This window comes from Legionella tunisiensis (genome assembly GCF_000308315.1).
Taxonomy (GTDB): Bacteria; Pseudomonadota; Gammaproteobacteria; order Legionellales; family Legionellaceae; genus Tatlockia; species Tatlockia tunisiensis.
Window position 1 is genome coordinate 1 of the sequence record NZ_CALJ01000320.1, and the last position, 19,020, is coordinate 19,020.

A 19,020-nucleotide genomic window follows, 5' to 3' on the forward strand; every position below is an offset into this window, starting at 1 on the left:
CTTGATAAACCAATGAATCATGCTACTGCAGCCACACACCTTCATTTATTGAGTGGAAAACTCCATCAACAAATCTCCGCCTGTTGCCTTGTTAAAGCCGGTGATATTGTTTGGCAAGGCTATGAAACTGCAACTCTCACTATGCGGGAACTCAATACTAAAACCATCGAATCTTATTTAAAATTAGAGCAACCCTATCAAAGCTGTGGTGCCTATCATTACGAAGGAAGAGGAAAATGGCTCTTTCAGGATGTGCAAGGTAGTGACAGCACGATTCGGGGCTTACCCCTGCAATCTCTCATGCAAGCTTTGATAACTTATCAAATCGTCCTTTTTTAACCAGTTTTTCAGTTCGCAATTACAAAATTATTATTAGCAGGTATATACTTCTTTCATATAGGGATTTTTGGAGAATATCCATGACGGCAAAAGAAGCCAATACTAAGAAACCTCACAAACGCGCGCTTGGCTTAATCAACAGACCAGAAAAAACAACCACGATGGCAAAACAGACTTATGACCGTATTGCCTGTGTATTTCAAGGAGGCGGTGCTCTAGGAGCTTATCAGGTAGGCGCCTTTCGAGCCATCCATGAGCGCGGATATGCACCTAATTTTCTAGCTGGTGTATCTATTGGGGCAATCAATAGCGCCATTATTGCCGGTAATCCACGTGAAAAACAAATCGAAAAACTAATGGAATTTTGGGATATGATCACCCCGAAATTTTTGAGCGATCAGTTCATCGATTTTGATACCTTTGAGATAACCCATCATTTGCATAATCGTTTTGGTGCTTTACGTTCACTGTTTTTTGGTCTGGATGGCTTTTTTAAACCACGGTTTATTCCGCCCACGGCCCTTACGCATGATACTCCCGATCAACTAAGTTTTTATGATACAAGCGAACTGTACCATACCTTAGAAAATCTGATTGATTTTGATCGAATCAATGATAAAAAAGTGACCTTATGTCTTGGAGCAGTCAATATTACTTCCGGTGAAATGATATTTTTCAATAATGAAATGATCACCATCACCCCTGAACATGTTATGGCAAGTGGCGCCTTACCTCCTGGTTTTCCAGCCATTAAAATCGGCGAAGACTATTATTGGGATGGAGGTCTTTATGCTAATACTCCCTTAGTGACCGTACTTGATGCCCTACCAGAACAAGATACGCTGTGCTTTGTTGTGGATTGTTTCTCTTTAAAAGGACCATTGCCGCAAACCATGGATCAACTTGAAGAGCGACAAAAAGATATTCGTTATGCCAGCCATTCACGCCGCCTCACCAATGTTTATACCAGTCGCCAAAATTTACAGGCAGCTATCCAGTTTTTAAGTAGCAAACTAACCCCTGAGGCGCAAAAAGATCCCGAAGTACGAAAGATATTGGCACTTGGTCATGAGAAACGGTTCAGTGTCGTGCACATTATTTATAGTGGCACCCCTTATGCTCATTCTTTTAAAGACTATAATTTTATACGTTCCGCCATTAACTTTCGTATGGAAACAGGGTACAAAAATGCTCTTGCGGTACTTGATAACCCTGAGTGGGAAAAAATCACAAAAAACCCTAGCCTGCTCGATTTATGGGGTACCCCCTGATTATTTTGAGCAACATTAGGACTAACATTTCGCTAGCTTGAGTAATTATGGCTTGAAGTTCGGGCATTGCTGCAGAACACAGAAAACCAAGCCATAATCGCCAAGCAAGATGGAAGGTATTTTTAACCCTGAGCAATTTTCCCTAACTTTGCAATTACTTGATCACCCATCTCTGTCGTGGATAGTAATCTACCCCCGGCGTCATAATATCCCTGGTACGGTATCCTCGATCCAGTACGTCTGTTATTGCCATTTCAATCATTTCAGCCTCTTTTTTAGCTTGAAAGTATGGTGAAACATCATCGCAACACTCAGCATTGCCCCTAAGGGATTGGCCATACTGCAACCTGCAATATCGGGCGCACTCCCGTGAATAGGCTCATAGAGAGAATGCTTATTCCCCAATGAAGCAGAGGGCAGCATCCCGAGAGAACCCGTTAACATGGATGCTTCATCCGATAAAATATCACCAAACAAATTAGCAGTTAATACGACATCAAATTGGTTAGGATTACGAATAAGCTGCATGGCAGCATTATCAACATACATATGCGACAAAAGGATATCTGGATACTCCTGGTCACGAATCGACTGAACAGTTTGACGCCATAAAGCAGAGGTTTCCAAAACATTTGCCTTATCCACTGAACAAACTTTTTTATCGCGCTGCCTTGCCAAATCAAAAGCAACTCTGGCAATGCGAGCAATTTCCGTCGTGGAATAACACATCGTGTTAATAGCAACCTGTTCTTCTCCTTCTCTAGTCATACCGCGCGGTTGCCCGAAATAAACATCGCCTGTTAATTCACGCACGATCATTAAATCCAGATCGGTTATCAACTCAGGTTTTAGTGGAGAAGCATCAACCAATGCGGTAAAAAATGTTGCTGGACGCAGATTAGCAAACAATCCTAATTCTTGTCGAATTCTCAGCAAGCCTTTTTCAGGCTTATTCGCTTCCTCGACAACATCCCATTGAGACCCACCTACAGCCCCAAGTAAGACAGAATCCACTTGCTTTGCCAAAGTAATTGTATTTTCTTGCAGCGGAGTACCACTTTGTTCAATAGCCGCCCCTCCAATTAAATCATGAATTAACTCAAAGCGATGTCCAGCATGTTGATTAAACCAAGCGAAAAATTTTGCTTGCTTCCACTGTTACTTCAGGTCCAATTCCATCACCAGGTAAGATCAAAATCGTTTTAGTCATTTTTTTCTCCAACATATAACCAGGGCTGTCTTCTCTTTTGATTTTGTTCGAAAGCGGTAATTTTCGGCTCGTAAACTAAGGTTCGGTTAATTTCATCAAGCCCTTGTAAAAGTTGATCGCGTCGATAACTGTCGATAGAAAATAAGATTTGTAATGAATCAACTTGTATCCATTGACTTTCTAAATCAACAGTAATCAATTTATCCTTTCTAATTACCAAAGACTGAATCGTTTCCGACGATAATTGAATTGGTAATAAGCCATTTTTGAAACAATTATCATAAAAAATATCAGCAAAACTAGGTGCGATAATTACTTGAATCCCAAAATCAAGCAGCGACCACACCGCATGCTCACGACTTGAACCACAACCAAAATTCTTTTCTGTCAATAAAATACCAGCACGTTGATACGCGGGTTTATTCAAAACAAAATCAGCCTTTAATTGATCCGCTTCATCATATCGTAGTTCGGCAAAGAGGCATTTCCCCAAGCCCGTTCTTTTTATCGTTTTAAGATATTGCTTGGGAATAATCATATCGGTATCAATATTAGCAATTGGCAAATGAGCCGCAATACTAGTAATTTTTTTAAAAGCTCGCATGTTTACCTCTCATTATTCAGTGTTCTGACATCCGTCAAATAACCTGTAATCGCCGCTGCCGCAGCCATTGCTGGACTCATCAAATGGCTACGTCCCCCCACGCCCCTGCCGTCCTTCAAAATTGCGATTTGAAGTCGACGCACAGCGCTCACCCGGATTTAATTTATCTGCATTCATCGCTAGACACATTGAACAACCTGGTTCTCGCCAATCAAACCCACTAGCAATAAAAATTTTGTCTAACCCTTCTGCTTCTGCTTGAGCTTTGACCAACCCAGAACCGGGAACTACCATTGCCGAAACACGGGATGCTATTTTACGTCCTTCCAAGACGTTGGCTGCTTCGCGTAAATCTTCAATACGAGCATTCGTACAAGAGCCAATGAATACTTTGTCGATAGCAATGTCTTGCAGCCGCATGCCTGGTTGCAAACCCATATATTGCAAAGACCGTAACATGCTCTGCTGACGAAGAGGATCTTTTTCAGCCGCCGGATCAGGGACTAAAGCATCAATAGGCAGAGCATTTTCAGGACTTGTTCCCCAGGTAACATAAGGAACAAGTTCATCAGCCTGTATCGTCATTTGCTTGTCATAATGAGCACCAGGATCAGAATAGAGTGATTTCCAATAGTTGACCGCTCTATCCCACAGGTCTCCTTTCGGGGCATAAGGTTTTCCTTGCAAATACTCAAAAGTCACTTCATCAGGTGCAATTAAACCCGCCCGTGCACCTGCCTCAATAGACATATTACAGATTGTCATTCTAGCTTCCATGGATAATGATTTAATGACATCTCCTGTGTACTCAATCACATAACCTGTCGCACCTGCTGTACCAATTTTAGCAATGACCGTTAAAATGAGATCTTTTGCAGTGACCCCCTCAGGCAAATGACCCTCTATGGCAATGCAAAAATTCTTTGCCTTTTTCAATTGAAGTGTTTGAGTAGCAAAAACATGCTCTACTTCACTGGTGCCGATACCAAAAGCTAAGGCACCAAAGGCTCCATGGGTTGCAGTATGGCTATCACCGCAGACAATAGTTGTACCCGGCAAAGTAAATCCCTGCTCCGGCCCAACAATGTGAACAATTCCCTGTCTTTTATCCAACAGTTCAATGTAAGAAATGCCGTGTTTGAGGCAATTCTCTTGTAAGGTAGCCACTTGTGCGCGCGACTCTGGATCCGCAATGCCTAAACGGCGATTACTCGTGGGCACATTATGATCGCTGACCGCTAAGATACTATCTGGACGGCGAATCTTCCTGCCAGCCAGTTCTATTCCCTCAAAAGCTTGTGGACTAGTTACCTCATGAATTAAATGTTTATCGATATAAATCAGCGAAGTACCATCCTTCATGCCACAAATCTTATGCTGCGCCAGAATCTTGTCGTATAATGTTTTCATACTCATGTCCCCTCACTAATTTGTTGTATGCTGCCGCGATCGTTTTACTCATATTTCCTATGGCAAAACGGTGATTACCAATTTGCCCCACAGGCGCTACTTCCACTGCACTACCTGTAATAAAGATTTCATCTGCCTGGGCAATTTCATGCGGATAAATATGGCGCTCAATCACGGGAATATGATGTTTTCGAGCCAGTTTTATGATGATTTGACGAGTAATTCCATTTAAGAAACAATCTGCAATCGGTGTGTAAATAACACCATCTTTCACCATGAAAAAATTAGCCCCTGTGCATTCTGCGACATAGCCACGATAATCCAACATCAATGCATCGTGAAAACCTGCGCGCTCAGCCTTGTTTTTACTCAAAGAACCAATCATATATAATCCAGCAGCCTTTGCTTTGACTGGTGCCATCGAAGGTGATGGCCTTACCCAATCTGCCCACATCAGCTTTAATCCTTTGTTAAATAAATCCTCTGCTGCGAAATAAGAACGCCACTCCCAAGCAGCAATAGCCACTTGCACCGAGCAAGTTTGTGAGGCAACGCTTAAGGTTTCGGTCCCACACCAAGCAATTGGCCGTATGTAGGCATTCTTTAATTGGTTTCTTTTGAGCAATTCACGGGTAACAGCATTCAATTCGCTGACTGAATAAGGAATTTTGAATCCTAAAATAGTGGCTGACTCATGCAAACGCTTATTATGCTCAGTTAATTTAAACACCTTACCTTCATATGCCCGCTCTCCTTCGAAAACAGAACTCGCATAATGCAAACCATGTGTTAAAACATGGGTTTTAGCCTCATCCCAAGGCACAAACTCCCCATTCAGCCAAATAACTTGCGGTTTAGCTTCATTTAACGCGATGATCTGAGATGCTTTATCACTAACTAAAGCAATAATATCGTCATCACAGATCTGCTTCTTGGTATCACCTAAGCGCTTAAAACAGTCAAATACGCGAGTAAAATGAGTATCGTTTAACTCAATACCCAACGTCTTTAATTTATCCCGCAAGGCCGCACGACCTGAGTGTTTGCCTAATACCAGCTCTGATTCACTAAAACCAACTGATTCAGGACTGATAATTTCATAGGTTTCACGGGCTTTCAGCATCCCATCCTGATGAATTCCGGACTCATGAGCGAAAGCATTGGCTCCGACAATCGCTTTATTTTTTGGATCGCAAAACCCGTTGCCGCCGAAACCAGTTTCGAAACGGCAGCAATATGCTTGGGATTAACTTGAGTCGTGTAGTTGAATTGATCGCGGCGGGTTTTGATAGCCATCACAATCTCTTCCAGCGCCGCATTACCAGCACGCTCACCAATACCATTGACGGTACATTCTACTTGCCTGGCACCGGCCGAAATTGCTGCCAGCGAATTAGCAACTGCTAATCCAAGATCGTTATGACAGTGCACCGAAATAATTGCTTTATCGCTATTCGGAACCCTCTCTCTTATGGTTCGAATCAGCGCCGCATATTCACTCGGAATAGCATATCCTACTGTATCAGGAATATTAATCGTGGTTGCCCCTGCCCTAATCGCTGTTTCCACAGCACGCGCGAGAAAATCAACTTCACTACGAGTAGCATCCATCGCTGACCACTCGACATTGGCACACAACGTTCTGGCATAATGCACAGACTCATAAATCGCTTGCAGTACCTCTTCTTGAGTCATTTTTAATTGATACTGCATGTGAATCGCGCTGGTCGAAATAAAGGTATGAATTCTAGGGTTGAACGCTGACCTCAAGGCAGCATGTGCAGTCTCTATATCCGTTTTTTTGCGCGAGCCAAACTGCAGACAGAAGCGTTTTTTACTTGCTTGCAAATGGTTTCAATGCAATTGAAATCCCCTGGCGAAGCGATAGCAAACCCCGCTTCTATGACATCCACTCCCATATTATCCAAGGCTTCAGCAATATTGATTTTTTCAGCTAAAGTCATTGTCGCACCAGGGGCTTGCTCACCATCTCGTAAGCTTGTATCAAAAATTATAATTTGCTCAGTCTTTTTCTGTTCCATTTTTTATACCTCTTAAGATAAAAAAAGGCGCCTCTGTAGGCGCCCTTGGTATTAGGCCAATCTTGGATAAGCCGTTACCTAAGTCGCCCGAAATCAAGGCAAAGGAGTCGGCTAAGAAGAAGTACTGAAGTAGATAAAATAGATGTAAATAAACCAGCTTTGCAGCCATACATAAAATAATTAATTTTATAACAGTGATTGGTTTGTTGAATTGTCATAACCTTCTTCTCTTTTAACCTCGATTTCTTTAAGGATGTTTTGTTTTGCAGTTCTGGAGAGCCTGACTTAGCGTTGCAAAACAAAGCATGGCCGCTAAGAAAGGCGACTAAGGCTAAGTAGAAGGTTAGAGTGGAGATTCAAAACTTGATGAGCAGGAACAAAAGCACTCTCTACAGAGTTCATCTGTATCGCTTGTGCATTTTGCTGGTGCTTTGACATCATATAAGTACCCCTGTTCATTTTTTTAAACTACCAGATTAAAATATATGCTGTCAACAATATTTTTTAACAAAGCAACGTATTCATAATAAACAAAACAAATTCTTAAGATTGAAGAACAAACCTCAGTCAAGGTACTCTTTGGTAAAAACACGCTTCAATTTCAACGAACGCCGCTTAATGCCAAGGATAGCAAATTTTGAAATTACTCTTTGTTTATATTGATTTTCTTTACCAAGTTATTCAACAATCTTTTTACCGATTATCAATTGATCTGCCATGACCTCTTTTTCAACCCCAATGCTTAGCACAGCCGACAAAATTGCTCCCGGGCGAGAGGTTCCCAATGGCAAAATAATTTTACTTGCTACTTTGGGTGGTGCAGCAATTGGTACGGCTGTAGCAGGAATCCGCCTTGGTATCGGCTTGATGCAAACCATGTTGTTTGGTGCGGATGTTAATCTTTATAACGCGGCACATGTTGCTCCCTGGCGACTCATGACCATCATTTTGCTAGGCAGTTTATTACTTGGCTTGCTCCTCGTTCTTGCTGGCCATTTTAACCGCCTTGCCATCGTTGACCCTGTAGAGGCCAATGCACTTGAAGGTGGAAAAATGTCCTTCATTGACAGCTTAATTCTCGTCGGATTATCAGCTGTCTCTATTACGATTGGCGGCTCGGTGGGCTTTGAAGCAGCCATGACTCAACTTGGTGCAGGTACATTAAGTGCTATCGGACAACGTTTAAAACTCCCACGCAGTGATTTAAGAATATTGGTTTCCTGCGGTACAGGTGCTGGCATTGCTGCCATTTTTGGCGCACCCTTAGCAGGCGCTTTCTACGCGCTAGAATTAGTTATTGGTGGTTATGGTATGCGCGCCTTGCTGCCAACACTCCTGGCCAGTGCGATGAGTAGTCATTCCATTTATGTTCTTATTAGCTATCAGCCTATTTTCCTTGCTTCTAATTTAGGCATACCAGCACTCTGGCATTTTCCGCTGGCTTTAGTCACGGGACTTGCTGCTGCAATTGTCGGTATTGCAGTAATGCGGGGAACAACTGCGTTTGAAAATTTACTTAAATTGGTTAAGATACCTGCCGCCTTAAAACCTGTCATTGGCGGCTTCATCTTAGCCTCTATTTCGCTATATATCCCCCAAGTCATGGGCCCTGGTCATCATAGTATCGAGCAAATTCTTGCCGGCCACGATTTAATTGGCTCAACGTTGGCTCTTTTACTGGCAAAAATAGCTGCTTCAGTCGCCTGTGTTGGCTCAGGATTTCGTGGCGGTCTATTTTCTACCTCCCTATTTATGGGAGCAGCACTAGGCTCTCTTATTCATAGTCTTCTCATTGTTCCTTTTTTAGGCTCTCAGGCTCCCCTTGATCTGGCAGTTATTGCTGGTATGGCAGGGGTCGCTACTTCGATTATTGGTACTCCTATAGCCATTGTCTTGCTAACGCTGGAAACAGCCGGTCTACAAGTTGGAGTAGTTACCACTGCCATTACCGTTGTTATTGCCAATTATCTAACTCGCTACTGGTTCGGTTACTCATTCTCAACTTGGCGTTTCCATGTGCGTGGTAATGATTTATCCAGCCCACGTGATATCGGTCGTTTGCGAAGTTTAACATTTGCTGATTTAACGCTTACTGATCCACCACGTGTACCCCTGAATCATTCAGTGCGTGAATTACTACCACTCCTCAAAACAAACAATGAAATCCTTGCAGTCGAAGAGCAAGAGCGTTTTATTGGTTTTATTCGCGCCCAACATTTACTTGCCTCTGCGGTAACCAATCCACCACTACCACTGGATAAGCTTATTGAAAAACCAAGATTCTGTGTTCACGCCACTGACTCTCTAGCGCAATATATTGAATCCAATAAAGAAAATGTTATGAATGAATTGATTGTCCTTGATAACAAAGAACAGCTCTTGGGGTTTACAACAGAAGCAAATGTCTTACGGCGCTATTTAGAGGAAATCCTTACTCTCGATCGTGAGGATGCCAACGCACCCTTAGTCAACTCTTTGAAATAGACCTGGTTAATAGTAATTAAGAACCATATCCAAACTTTGAATAATAAACGGAGAATTACCTTTAGAAGTAGGCAAAATCAATAAAGAAAACTTAATATCTTGATGCAACTCGGGAATATAAAAAGCAAGATTGACTCGCCAGCATGCTACGCCAGCACAATTACCCTGCGATACCACCGTAGCAGGCGATTGTAATTGTGGATGCAAAATCAGTTTTTGTTGATATATCAAATCCAGCTTATCATTAAAAAACTCTACCATGGGCCACCAGGCACTAGGCATGTAATAGTGCTGAACTGACGTATCATCGGGGGGATCATTATAGCTGACTGACAATGTTTCCATAAGTATTTTCTCAGCCCAGCTACAGACTCGTTGATCACTATTATCAGCATTCGCAAGAGAGATAAAAAGAAAAGGTAAGGCTAATAAGAAAACAAAGAGGCGGAATTTATCCATAGTTTTTCCCTTTACGCTCTTTATAGTAAACTAGGTATCCTTACAACCTAGTTATTCGCCTTATCAGTATAGCAAAAATAGATTGACAAGTGGGGCGTTGTAAATACTACTAAAATTAATAGATGTATTCTAATTACTGTATTATAGAGCTTTGACGAAGCTACTTAAACCTCATAGGAGTTTTGTATGCGATTAATGCATGGAATTTTTACCCTGATGTTCTGCTTACCCGTTTTAGCCGCTGAGCCAGTTGCTACTACAAATGATGACGCCAAAGCACTTCATTTAAACTGGCTTGATACGAGTATTACACCCAATCAAGATTTCTTTACTTATGCGAATGGCACCTGGCAAAAACAAAATCCCATTCCTCCTGAATATGCCAGCTGGGGTACATTTTATATCCTGCAAGAGAAAAATCAAAAACGATTCATCAAATGCTGATTCAAGCAGCCGACAACAAACAAGCAAAGCCCGGCAGTATTGAACAAAAAGTTGGTGATTTTTATTTCAGTGGTATGGATGAAGCGAGTATTAATAAATTGGGTGCCATGCCTTTAAACACCGAATTTGCCCGTATTGATTCCATAAAAAATTTGACTGATTTACAAACGGTCATTACTCATCTGCAACTGATTGGTGTCAATGCCCTGTTTGGTTTTGGCAGTATGCAAGACTTTAAAAATAGTAGCGAAATGATCGGGGCTGCCGTGCAAGGCGGCTTGGGCTTACCTGATCGCGACTACTATTTAAAAGACGATAAAAATTTCAGCAAATTCGCAGTGCCTATGTGCAGCACATCGCTAAAATGTTTGAATTATTAGGTGATACACCCACACAAGCCGCCGCTGCAGCCAAGACTGTAATGACTATTGAAACAACCTTGGCTAAAGCATCGATGTCACAAACAGCACAGCGCGATCCGCACGCTATCTATCATATGATGGATATGAAACAACTCGATAAGATTACCCCCAATTTTTCATGGCCACGTTATTTTAACACCATCGGTCAACCAGACATAAAACGCATTAATTTAGCAATGCCTGAATTTTTTACTAAGGTAAATGAACTGTTACCCAGTGTTTCTCTCGATGATTGGAAAATTTATTTACGTTGGCATTTAATCGATACCTTCGCTTCCTATTTATCGCAACCCTTTGTTGAACAGAATTTTCGTATGGTTTCTGCTTTAACAGGCACTGAAAAATTACTGCCACGCTGGCGACGAGTGGTCAATACAGAAAATGAGGCGCTAGGATTCGCTATTGGTAAATTGTATGTAGAAGAATATTTCTCTCCTGACTCCAAAAAGGAGGTATTGGAAATTTTACATAATATCCGTCAGGCATTGCGCAAAGATCTGACCACACTTAGCTGGATGACTCCCGCGACACGTAAAGCCGCCTTGCAAAAATTAGCGATGATTGAAGAGCGTGTTGGTTACCCGAGTAAATGGTGGGATTACTCGACCTTAAAGATTGATCGCGGCCCCTATGTGCTCAATGTAAGTCGTGCTAATGAGTTTTTGATCAAGCGTGATCTCAACAAAATTGGCAAACCGATTGATAGAAGCGAATGGGGTATGACACCACAAACCATTAATGCTTACTATGATCCCTCCATGAATAATATCAATATTCCAGCAGGTATTTTGCAACCACCTTTCTTTGATCCTAAAGCACCGGCTGCTGTCAATTATGGTGCAATTGGCTTTGTCATTGGCCACGAGATAACACACGGTTTTGATGATCAAGGTGCTCAATTTGATGGTCACGGTAATTTAAAAAATTGGTGGACAGCAGAAGATTTAAAGAAATTTCAGGCAGCAACCAATTGTATTATGAAGCAATTTTCACAATATAAGGTAAATGGTGATTTACCAGTACAAGGCAAATTGGTAATGGGTGAAGCAACTGCTGATCTCGGTGGCCTCACGCTGGCTTATCATGCCTTTCATGCTTCTAAAGAGTATAAAAACGCTAAAACCATCAATGGATTTACGCCCGATCAACAATTCTTTTTAGGCACAGCACACGTTTGGGCTTCTAACGTCCGCCCTCAACAGCTACGTAATATGGTCACAACCGATCCACATCCACCCATGATTTATCGTGTTAATGGAACTTTAGCCAATATGCCACAATTTCAGGCTGCTTTTGCCATTTCGGAGCCAAGTCCAATGATTAACCAGAATCGTTGTGTTATTTGGTGATCTCAAAAGGTAGCGCCTCCGCGCTACCTTTGGGTGTGATTAAAATTGCGGCCAATTCAAAGAAATCGTCAAGGACGGCTCCTTTGAATTGGCCGCAATTTAGTAAAAGATTCTGCTTTTTCAATTAATGTTCGCCCAAGCCTTTAACCTCTTTCTGCCCCTTACACAGAGTCATTTAATGTAGAACGTCATGCAGTGATTCTCGGGTTAACTCAAGGTATCGAAAAATCGGAAATTACAGAAGAAAACTACCGTGCACTTTTCACAGTGTAAAATAGCTGAATAACAAGAACGTTGATTAGCAAATCTAGAGCTGTGCTAATACCTCCTGTAAATGCTTCACAGCAATCACCTCCATCGGCAAAGCGCTTTGTTTGGGAGCATTAGCAAACGGCACGATAGCCCGCTTAAAGCCATGCTTAGCTGCTTCACGCAAACGTTCCTGACCACTTTGCACAGGTCTTATTTCTCCTGCTAGACCTATTTCTCCAAAAATAATGGTTTCACGATCAAAAACCCGATTACGGAGGCTGGAAACTACAGCAGCCAATAAAGCCAAATCGCTGCCTGTTTCTGTGACTTTGACACCGCCAACTACATTGATAAACACATCTTGATCGAAAGTAGCAACCCCTCCATGACGATGCAATACCGCCAATAAAATAGCCAGGCGATTATGCTCAAGGCCTGCCGTGACTCGCTTGGCTTGCTGGCCATGAGCCTCATCAACCAAAGCCTGTACTTCAACCAACATTGGCCGTGAGCCCTCCCAGGTTACCATAACAGCACTCCCAGGCGTTGCTTCTGGCTGACGGGACAAAAAATGGCTGAAGGATTAGCCACCTCTTTCAAACCACGATCAGTCATTGCAAAAACACCTAATTCATTCACTGCACCAAAACGGTTTTTGATAGCACGAATTACTCGAAAACGACTATCACTCTGACCTTCGAAATACAAGACGCTGTCAACCATATGCTCTAATACTCTAGGACCTGCCAAAGCGCCTTCTTTTGTTACATGCCCCACAATAAACACAGCAGTCTGAGTCATTTTGGCAAAACGGACTAATTGCGCTGCTGATTCCCTGACCTGACCTACACCACCTGGTGCAGAACTTAACGTGTCGGTAAAAATGGTTTGTACAGAATCAATCACGACAACACGCGGTTTTTCCTGCTGTACATGACTGAGGATAATCTCTACCTGTGTCTCTGCTAACAAACGTAAATTCGCCAGAGGTAATTGTAGGCGCTTAGCTCGCATCGCTACTTGTTGCAAAGATTCTTCACCGGTGACATAAAGGACTTTCTGCGTTTGGGATAAATTTGCTAACGTTTGTAGTAATAAAGTTGATTTACCTATACCGGGATCACCACCTATCAATACCACCGAGCCGTCCACCAGACCACCACCTAACACCCGATTTAATTCCGACAAACCGCAATCCATACGCACCTCTACATCAAGCACAACCTCTTCAACAGAAGTCACTGCCGAACGCTGATTAGCATAATGCCCCATTCGAGTATTACGTCCTGAAGAAGTAATTCCTTCTTCACTCACGGAATTCCAGGCAGCACATTGCGTGCATTGGCCAGCCCACTGAGAAAAAACTGCTGCACATTGATTGCAAACATATCGGGTCTTAGTTTTCATCTATTCACTCACTATCCCAGGGACTATTTTTTAGCCACTAATCCTGCATGAATACCTAAAATCATGCAATTAAATTTGCCACAGGTAAGAAAATTATTTTTTATCAAGCCATGTTCTTGTTTCAAAAAGGCTCTGCCACTAAAATTAGTTCATTTAAACTGAAGAAGAATACTTTGAATCAACTTAACAAAAAACCTTTCCATTGGGCAGTCGTTGGGGCAGGACCTGCAGGAATCGCTGCCGTAGGAAAATTACTGGATAACGGTATTCATCCACAGCATATTTTATGGCTTGATCCGCATTTCAAGGTAGGTGATCTAGGCCAATTATGGCGCCATGTCTCCAGTAACACGACTGTAAAACGCTTTGTTGATTTTTTACACGCAGTTGATTCATTTAACTATAAACACGCTACCATTGATTTCCAGCTTAATCGCATAGAACCGGAAAATACTTGCACCTTACTCGAGGTTGTTAAGCCATTACAATGGGTTTCAGACCATTTAACACCAAAAGTCGTTGCCCAACAAACAACAGTACATAGTATGGCCTTGTCCGAGCGCACGTGGTCCCTGAATACTGACACCCAAATCTTCAAAGCAAAAAATGTAATTCTAGCTACTGGTGCGGTACCCTCAAGCCTGAATTACCCTGGTGTGGATGTTATCCCTTTCGATATAGCCATTGATAAAGATCGATTGGCTGCGACCGTCAACACTAACGAAACTTATGCTGTATTTGGTTCTTCTCACTCAGCAATCATCATCGTGCGCTATCTGGTTGAGTTAGGAGTGAAAAAATTATTAACTTTTACCGTTCTCCTTGTCGTTATGCGATCGATATGGGTGATTGGATCTTATTTGATAATACCGGGCTTAAGGGACAAACAGCCACCTGGGCCAGGCAGAATATCGATGGTGTTTTACCTCCCAATCTTGTGCGATACAACACCAGTGAACCTAACATTGCACGCTATCTTCCTGAATGCGACAAAGTCATCTATGCTGTTGGGTTTGAAAAACGCAAAAATATTGTCATTGGTGATTATGAAGATACTCATCATAATCCACATGTGGGCATCATAGGACCAGGGTTATTTGGTTTGGGAATCGCCTACCCGGAAATGAAAGCGGATCCTTATGGCAGTATTGAATCTCAAGTAGGATTATGGAAATTCATGGTTTACCTAGACAAAGTTATTTCAACCTGGTTCAAGTACCCTACTTAAACAACGTGCGCCTTCTCTTTTGGGCATTTATTTTGTCATCCCCAGGACCTTTTTCACACAAAAGCTGTTGAAACTTCATGATCAGGCAGTATACTGCCATCATTTGCCAAACTAGGCTGGCAGCAATGACAAAACCTATTCATTTTGAAAAAACCATGATTGAACTGGAAGAAATCGTCATGCAATTAGAAAAAGGAGAATTAACGCTTGAAGATTCTCTAAAACAATTTGAAAAAGGAATCACACTTGCGCGCCGATGCCAGGAAGTTTTAAGCCAAGCTGAGCAGAAAATTGAGATGCTCACTCTGTCTAACCTTAAAGATAGCGAACAGTTCGATGACCAATGAAAATATCAGCCATTATTTGACTCATCATGAATCGGTCCTTCGCCAATTAGTTTTGTCAGCCGAAATTCCTGCTGAACGAATCAAACATGCTATGCTCTATGCCCTTTTTCCAGGCGGTAAACGTCTACGACCGACCTTAGCCTATTTATGCGGTGAAATAATAGCTATCGCGCCAGCTGTTCTGGATATTATTGCTGCAGCAATTGAGCTTACCCACTGTTATTCCCTGGTCCATGACGATCTACCTGCTATGGATGATGATGATATGAGACGAGGTAAACCCAGTTGCCATAAAGCATTCGATGAGGCAACCGCAATTTTAGTTGGGGATGGTATGCAAGCTCTAGCCATTGAAATCCTGCTTACTCACTTACCAAAGCATTTACCTCTCGCACAATCAATTGAAATAACGCGAGAATTGGTAAATGCCAGCGGTCCAGCTGGCATGGTCAGTGGCCAAAGCCTTGATCTCTCCGAGTTATGCAAACCTACGATTAACGAATCACAGTTACGTAAAATTCACTCTCTGAAAACTGGAAAGTTGATTCTGGCCTGTTTCAACATGGTATTAGCAGCAGCCTCCGAGCCCTCTGTGAGCACAGCAAACGCTTTACGCAGTTACGCAACCCATCTAGGTTTAGTCTTTCAAATGCAAGACGATTATCTTGATTACTACGCTAAGGGCGATTTGCTTGGTAAAGGCCGAGCTTCAGACGCTGCCAATCAAAAACTGACGTTTACCAGCCTTTACAGTCAAACAGAGCTTTTTGATCTGATTGCCCAGCACTTCCAACTAGCAAGAAACGCTCTCGCTCCCTTGGGGACGCAAGGAAACGATTTACTGCTCTTCACAGATTCTCTCCATCAGCGTAGTCAATAAACGCTTTGTCGATTGCATAAAAATCAAACTCGCCTTACTCGCTAAGAATTAATTATGGTATTCTATAGTTAACTAAAAATTCTGCTGCAATAGCGGATTACACGTCATTGCCACTGCAAGTGATGGAGAAAGAAATGAACCTGTTCGACCCCGAAAAATTACTCAATATTGGTTATGCCATCAGTTTGTTTTTAGTAGGCTATATAGTCGCCAAGCGACTGGGCATTATTGCCGAACGTGCTCTTGTTAATCACTTTTCTCGCCACCATACAATGCTCATTAAGCGTTCGGTTTTTATGTGGTTTTACTATTTTTCGTGGCCAGCCTCCAACATCTTGGTTTTCACTTAAGTGTCTTGTTAGGAGCTGCCGGCGTTTTTACCGTTGCAATCAGTTTCGCCTCACAAACCGCTGCATCCAACTTAGTCAGTGGTATTTTTTTACTTTTTGAGCGTCCTTTTAAGGTAGGCGATACCATCGAAGTCAAAGGAATAAACGGTATTGTCGATTCAATTGATTTGTTATCCACCAAGCTGAAAACCCCTGACAACAAGTTGGTTCGTATACCCAATGAAGCCATGATCAAATCTGAAATTACCAATTTAAGTTACTTCTCAACACGACGTATTGATTTAATTATCAGTGTTGCTTACGACTGCAACATTACTCAGGTAAAAGCAATGCTATTAGCTATCGCAGATAACTGCGAATTGGTTTTAAAAGATCCGGCTCCGTATGTCACCATTGATAATTTTGCTAATGCGGCGGTAGAACTCAAATTTATGATTTGGGTTAATACAGTCGATGTCTCTGTTGTTAGAAATGTCTTGCAAGAAACGATTAAACATCAATTTGATCGCGAAGGGATAGAAACGCCGCTTCCTCAAGTTACTGTGCATCGCGTATAAGATGGATCCTATTACGCAAGGTGCGCTGGGAGCTTCTTGCGCCCAACTCCTCCTACATAAATGCGATAAACGCAATGCCTGGTTAGTAGGCGCTTTAGCAGGCATGGCAGCCGATCTTGATATCCTTATTTATTCCCCACAAGATCCTATGCTTAGTGCACTTTACCACCGCCACTTCACCCATTCTCTGTCTTTTATTCCTCTGGGTGGGTTGCTTGTCGCTGCTTTTTTAGCTCTTTTAAACGTTTTCGTAATCGCTGGTGGTTAACCTTAGTGGCAGCACTGATTGGCTATGCAACCCATGGTTTACTGGATGCTTGTACCAACTATGGCACGGTGCTATTTTGGCCTTTCTCTGAACGTAGGGTTTATTGGGATCTTATCTCCATTATTGATCCCTTCTTTACCGTGCCCTTAGTTTTGGGTGTTGCCTGGACAGTAATACACGACACCCGAGTTGGAGTCATTCTCGGTTTAACATTAGCTGGTTTGGTCTTGTTTTTAATTTTGTACAACACCACCGCGCTCTTCAGGCTGCTCAAATTTATCTAAAAAACCAGCCGAACAAAGTCAGTAAATTACGTGTATATCCCAAAGTAGCAAGTTCGACGGCCTGGCGTGGAATCGCACGACTGCATAAACATCTTCTCATCATGGATATCGCTACTCCCTTAAACAAAGAGAGTCAGGTTATTTACAGCGCACATTATCCCCTCTTTTTCCCTGCAGACTTACCTGATTATGTCAAACACTCATCAAGCCAATTACGTGATTTTACTATTTTCGATTGGTTCGCTGATGGTTATCTTATTCCCGTTACCTGGCAACCATTAACCATTGCCGATGGACGTTATCTGATGGATGATAATTTAAGCTTAGCTCTATGGGGTATCCGATTTCTACCCAACCGCCCCCATGTTGTAGCGTTAAACTTTATTGAACTGGAAACTAAACAATGACTATAGCTCTACTTGCCACAGGCGATGAAATTATTCATGGCGATACTTTAAACACGAATAGTTACAACATTGCTCATGCCTTAAGCTCTGAAGGCCTGTCCTTAGGTTTGCAACTAGCCTGCAGTGATAAGGAAGAAGAAATCCAGGCTTGTATTCGTTTTTTGGCAACAAATCACGACATTATTATTATTACTGGAGGTCTGGGTCCTACTTCAGATGACCGAACACGCTTTGCCCTTGGGGGGGTTATTAAGGCACCCTTGATAGAATTTCCAGCCGCCATTGAACATATCCGGTCACGCATAAAAATCGGGAATATTGAATTAAGCCCTGGGAATAGACAGCAGGCTCTTTTTCCAGCCGAGGCGACTATTCTAGCCAATCCTAATGGTACCGCCATGGGTTGCTATTATGGTTGGCAAAACAAACTATTTGTTCTTCTTCCTGGACCTCCGCGCGAATGCCTACCCATGTTTAACAATTACATCCTTCCCCTATTACAACAGACAGAACATAGTGATAAGCAGTTGTTTAAGTGGCGTTTGTTTGGTGTTGCTGAAAGTCAAATTGCTCAACAAATCGATGATGCCCTGGCAGGTATAGATTGCCAGACAGGTTATCGCCTAGAAACACCTTATGTGGAGTGTAAAGTGCGCTGTAAAGAGCATGTGGCTGCCACTGTCAAACAAATCATGGAGCCCATTGTTGCCCCCCATATTATCGCTAGACCAACCCAAAAAGCGTCGGAGTGCTTATCTGAACGAATTCAGCAATTGCAAATGCCTATTGCTATTATTGATGAGGTAACTGGAGGCCTTCTACAGGCACTTCTGCAACAACCTGACAGTTATCCCTGGTTGAAATTTTATGCTCATCAGGATGCCAAATTTTATTTTCATTTGCAGGGACTTAAGGAGTACTGGGAACAAAAACCCGCAACAAACGCTAAAACCGAACTATCAATTAGCTATCAACATACTAATAAACAAGGAAAAGAAACGCGTGC

At 42.3% G+C, this 19,020-nt stretch carries 15 protein-coding genes and 5 pseudogenes; 13 read left to right on the forward strand and 7 right to left on the reverse strand.

Features of this window, described 5'->3' with window-relative positions; translation table 11 throughout:
- Together BN58_RS19520 and BN58_RS19525 are read left to right on the forward strand one after the other, a co-directional pair.
- Positions 1-339, forward strand: a 339-nt coding sequence (locus BN58_RS19520) for a Maf family protein (protein ID WP_019218272.1), incomplete at its 5' end; no start/stop codon positions are given.
- An 80-nt stretch (positions 340-419) separates the two neighbouring features.
- Positions 420-1,610 (forward strand): DUF3734 domain-containing protein, encoded by a 1,191-nt coding sequence (locus tag BN58_RS19525; RefSeq protein WP_019218273.1) that lies wholly within the window; start codon positions 420-422, stop codon positions 1,608-1,610.
- A gap of 258 nt (positions 1,611-1,868) precedes the next feature.
- Here BN58_RS19525 and leuB read toward each other — a convergent pair.
- The 5 genes and pseudogenes from leuB to BN58_RS32070 all read right to left on the reverse strand — a co-directional run.
- Positions 1,869-2,735 (reverse strand): annotated as a pseudogene (leuB, locus tag BN58_RS27535) (3-isopropylmalate dehydrogenase); the annotation flags it as partial.
- A gap of 77 nt (positions 2,736-2,812) precedes the next feature.
- Entirely contained in the window at positions 2,813-3,424 is a 612-nt protein-coding gene (gene leuD / locus BN58_RS19535) for a 3-isopropylmalate dehydratase small subunit (protein WP_019218275.1), read from the reverse strand.
- An 87-nt stretch (positions 3,425-3,511) separates the two neighbouring features.
- Positions 3,512-4,834 carry a 3-isopropylmalate dehydratase large subunit gene (leuC, locus tag BN58_RS27540; protein ID WP_019218276.1) on the reverse strand — a complete coding sequence of 441 codons (1,323 nt, stop codon included), beginning with the start codon at positions 4,832-4,834 and terminating at the stop codon, positions 3,512-3,514.
- The gene (locus tag BN58_RS32065) at positions 4,797-5,957 is read right to left on the reverse strand and encodes a branched-chain amino acid aminotransferase (RefSeq protein ID WP_019218277.1); all 1,161 of its coding nucleotides are present in this window, start codon (positions 5,955-5,957) and stop codon (positions 4,797-4,799) included. Before BN58_RS32065 ends, leuC begins: the two co-directional genes overlap by 38 nt.
- Positions 5,951-6,876 (reverse strand): annotated as a pseudogene (locus BN58_RS32070) (2-isopropylmalate synthase). Before BN58_RS32070 ends, BN58_RS32065 begins: the two are co-directional and overlap by 7 nt.
- A gap of 717 nt (positions 6,877-7,593) precedes the next feature.
- On the opposite strand from BN58_RS32070, the gene BN58_RS19555 reads away from it, so the two are divergent.
- Positions 7,594-9,360, forward strand: a complete 1,767-nt coding sequence (locus tag BN58_RS19555) for a chloride channel protein (protein WP_083852283.1) — start codon at positions 7,594-7,596, stop codon at positions 9,358-9,360.
- A gap of 6 nt (positions 9,361-9,366) precedes the next feature.
- Here the strand turns inward: BN58_RS19555 and BN58_RS19560 are convergent, their stop codons facing one another.
- Positions 9,367-9,819: a hypothetical protein gene (locus BN58_RS19560; protein ID WP_019218280.1), complete on the reverse strand. Its 453-nt coding sequence runs from the start codon at positions 9,817-9,819 to the stop codon at positions 9,367-9,369.
- Positions 9,820-10,035: 216 nt separating this feature from the next.
- On the opposite strand from BN58_RS19560, the pseudogene BN58_RS36655 reads away from it, so the two are divergent.
- A pseudogene (locus BN58_RS36655) lies at positions 10,036-12,034 on the forward strand (M13 family metallopeptidase).
- Positions 12,035-12,341: 307 nt separating this feature from the next.
- On the opposite strand, the pseudogene radA reads toward BN58_RS36655, so the two are convergent.
- Positions 12,342-13,693, reverse strand: a pseudogene (gene radA, locus BN58_RS27560) (DNA repair protein RadA).
- Between the two features lie 110 nt (positions 13,694-13,803).
- Here radA and BN58_RS27565 point away from each other — a divergent pair.
- The 9 genes and pseudogenes from BN58_RS27565 to BN58_RS19620 all read left to right on the forward strand — a co-directional run.
- A pseudogene (locus BN58_RS27565) lies at positions 13,804-14,921 on the forward strand (FAD-dependent oxidoreductase).
- A gap of 125 nt (positions 14,922-15,046) precedes the next feature.
- Positions 15,047-15,268, forward strand: coding sequence for an exodeoxyribonuclease VII small subunit (locus BN58_RS19590; RefSeq protein WP_026069628.1), 222 nt, complete (start codon positions 15,047-15,049; stop codon positions 15,266-15,268).
- Positions 15,258-16,148 (forward strand): polyprenyl synthetase family protein, encoded by an 891-nt coding sequence (locus BN58_RS19595; RefSeq protein ID WP_019218283.1) that lies wholly within the window; start codon positions 15,258-15,260, stop codon positions 16,146-16,148. Before BN58_RS19590 ends, BN58_RS19595 begins: the two co-directional genes overlap by 11 nt.
- Positions 16,149-16,282: 134 nt before the next feature.
- A complete protein-coding gene (locus BN58_RS31315) occupies positions 16,283-16,498 on the forward strand; it encodes a hypothetical protein (protein ID WP_019218284.1) in 216 nt (71 codons plus the stop codon).
- Positions 16,499-16,503: 5 nt separating this feature from the next.
- Positions 16,504-17,055: a mechanosensitive ion channel family protein gene (locus tag BN58_RS27570; RefSeq protein ID WP_019218285.1), complete on the forward strand. Its 552-nt coding sequence runs from the start codon at positions 16,504-16,506 to the stop codon at positions 17,053-17,055.
- A gap of 1 nt (position 17,056) precedes the next feature.
- Entirely contained in the window at positions 17,057-17,323 is a 267-nt protein-coding gene (locus BN58_RS37305) for a metal-dependent hydrolase (protein ID WP_019218286.1), read from the forward strand.
- A gap of 5 nt (positions 17,324-17,328) precedes the next feature.
- Complete coding sequence (locus BN58_RS37310) at positions 17,329-17,607, forward strand: metal-dependent hydrolase (protein ID WP_019218287.1); 279 nt, start codon at positions 17,329-17,331, stop codon at positions 17,605-17,607.
- Between the two features lie 101 nt (positions 17,608-17,708).
- Entirely contained in the window at positions 17,709-18,014 is a 306-nt protein-coding gene (locus tag BN58_RS35530) for a hypothetical protein (protein ID WP_019218288.1), read from the forward strand.
- The coding region (locus tag BN58_RS19620; RefSeq protein ID WP_019218289.1) for a competence/damage-inducible protein A at positions 18,011-19,020 on the forward strand (1,010 nt) is incomplete at its 3' end. The genes BN58_RS35530 and BN58_RS19620, both read left to right, overlap by 4 nt.